We start from the raw sequence: 2,107 nt of genomic DNA, 5'->3' as shown, positions 1-2,107 counted from the left end.
AAATGCAAATGTGATAGAATTTTCAACTCCAGTTAAAATTTTTGGAATAGGCATTCCCCACATTTCTCCCATTGCTATATAAAAAAGAGGAATTGTAAAAAATAATGATACTAACAATCTTCTTTTCATCTCTTTTAATTCATTATTTTCTTTGAGCTCTGATTTTTCTACTTTAGCATTTCCTTTTACAGTTGCTCCAAATCCCGTATCTTCTACAACTTTTATTATATCTTTATCAGTTATATTATCTTTATAATCTACCAACATAGAATTTGTCAAAAGATTAACACTTACTTTTTCCACTCCATCCATTTTTGAAATTTTCTTTTCTAATCTAGTAGAACAAGCTGCACAACTCATGCCAGTAACATCAAAACTTTGTTTCATCTCTACCACCCTTGACACATATTATTTTTAAATTTATTATATATCTACAGTTTCTTATTAACAAGAATATACATTTTTGTATTATACTATCTAAAAATATACTAAGGAGCAAATTATGAAATCTAAAGACGACATGACAGTAGACTGCCCTGTTTATACAACAATCTCTTTAATTGGCGGAAAATATAAAGCGCTGATATTATGGCACTTAACCGGAAAAACTCTGCGTTATTCTGAATTAAAAACTTTAATAGAACAAGCAACGCCTAAAATGCTCACTCAACAGCTTAGGGAACTTGAAGATAATATGCTCATTCACAGAGAAGTATATCCGGTTGTTCCGCCTAAAGTTGAATACTCTCTCACAGAGCTTGGTGAAAGCTTACTTCCAATTTTAAATGCAATGTATAATTGGGGAAGTGATTTTATGAAATCTAAGGGAAAGCACCCTTGTTGTAACATGAAAAAAATAGATGATTATATTTATAAGTCATTATAAAAAATCGTAGAGCAATTAACTCTACGACTTTTTTATTTTATTTACATTATTGATTGAGCTGCTGTAATTATAGCTAAAGAGTAAACTTCATCTTCATTACATCCTCTTGATAAATCATTTACCGGTGCATTTAGACCTTGTAGAATTGGTCCTACCGCTTCAAATCCACCAAATCTTTGGATTAATTTATATCCAATATTTCCTGCTTCAAGTGAAGGGAAAATAAATACATTTGCATGTCCCGCAACTTCTGACCTTGGCGCTTTTTTAGCTGCAACTTCAGGTACGAATGCTGCATCAAATTGAAGATCCCCATCTACTACAAGCTCAGGGTCCATTTCTTTCGCAAGTACGGTTGCGTTTGCAACTTTGTCCACAAGTTCATGTGAAGCTGAACCCAATGTTGAGAATGAAAGCATAGCAACCTTAGGATCCATTCCAAAAGCTTTAGCTGTTCTTCCTGTTATAACTGCAACTTCAGCTAGTGATTCTGCATCGTGTTCAATGTTTATTGCACAGTCTGCAGCTATATACATCTCTTCTCCTTTTAATAATATGAATGCTCCTGAAGTTCTCTTAAATCCTTCTTGAGTCTTTATTATTTGAAGAGCAGGTTTTACTGTTTCACCTGTAGTGTGCACAGCCCCTGATACAAGTCCATCTGCTTTTTTTGTATATACAAGCATTGTTCCAAAATAGTTAACGTCTTTTAATAAATTTGTCGCTCTGACATCATCAAGTTTTCCTTTACGTCTTTCAAGAAGAGCTTCTTTAAGTTCATCTATTTCTGCATATTCAGCTGGATCTATAAAGTTTAATTCATCTAAATTAACATTTAATTTCTTAGCTGTAGCTTCAACTTCTTGTCTATCCCCAAGAACTATTGGATTTAATATTTTTTCATCTTTTAGTCTTTTAACTGCTCCAAGAATTCTCTCATCTTCGCCTTCCGGAAAAACTATTGTAGGGCATTTTTCGCTTACTTTAATTTTTAGTTGATCAATTAAATACATATTAATCCTCCCTTTTTATTCATTACTACTATACCACATCTGTAGTATATTTGCATTTTTTCTCGTGTTTTCCTTAAATGTAAATCTTTGAAAGTATCATATTTTTTAAGATTTCTAACATTTAGCAAACTAAATTGATTTATTTTTAATTTCAAGTTATCATTATAAAAAGAATACCCTTTCCCAATATTAAATATCAAATTTAATA

At 31.6% G+C, this 2,107-nt stretch carries 4 protein-coding genes; 1 reads left to right on the top strand and 3 read right to left on the bottom strand.

All coding sequences use genetic code 11. The annotated features are described in order from the left end of the window. Nucleotides 1–387 (bottom strand): cation transporter (locus HMPREF9129_RS12430; RefSeq protein WP_040552776.1); only part of this gene is annotated, 387 nt, incomplete at its 3' end. A 115-nt stretch (nt 388–502) separates the two neighbouring features. On the opposite strand from HMPREF9129_RS12430, the gene HMPREF9129_RS07015 reads away from it, so the two are divergent. Beyond that, complete coding sequence (locus HMPREF9129_RS07015; RefSeq protein WP_004821931.1) at nt 503–886, top strand: winged helix-turn-helix transcriptional regulator; 384 nt, start codon at nt 503–505, stop codon at nt 884–886. Between the two features lie 41 nt (nt 887–927). Here the strand turns inward: HMPREF9129_RS07015 and pta are convergent, their stop codons facing one another. Beyond that, nucleotides 928–1,899 carry a phosphate acetyltransferase gene (gene pta / locus HMPREF9129_RS07010; protein WP_004821929.1) on the bottom strand — a complete coding sequence of 324 codons (972 nt, stop codon included), beginning with the start codon at nt 1,897–1,899 and terminating at the stop codon, nt 928–930. Then, a partial coding sequence (locus HMPREF9129_RS12035; protein ID WP_004821928.1) for a hypothetical protein occupies nt 1,890–2,107 on the bottom strand: 218 nt, incomplete at its 5' end. The genes HMPREF9129_RS12035 and pta, both read right to left, overlap by 10 nt.

It is taken from the genome of Peptoniphilus indolicus ATCC 29427 (genome assembly GCF_000227315.1).
In the GTDB taxonomy this organism is placed as follows: domain Bacteria; phylum Bacillota; class Clostridia; order Tissierellales; family Peptoniphilaceae; genus Peptoniphilus; species Peptoniphilus indolicus.
Note: the sequence above shows the minus strand (reverse complement) of the source record. Positions and strands in the feature narration are given on the sequence as shown.

Excerpts from the sequence above, each read along its gene's own strand:
- HMPREF9129_RS07015 (WP_004821931.1), top strand. The coding sequence starts at position 503 with ATGAAATCTAAAGACGACATGACAGTAGACTGCCCTGTTTATACAACA.
- pta (WP_004821929.1), bottom strand. The coding sequence starts at position 1,899 with ATGTATTTAATTGATCAACTAAAAATTAAAGTAAGCGAAAAATGCCCT.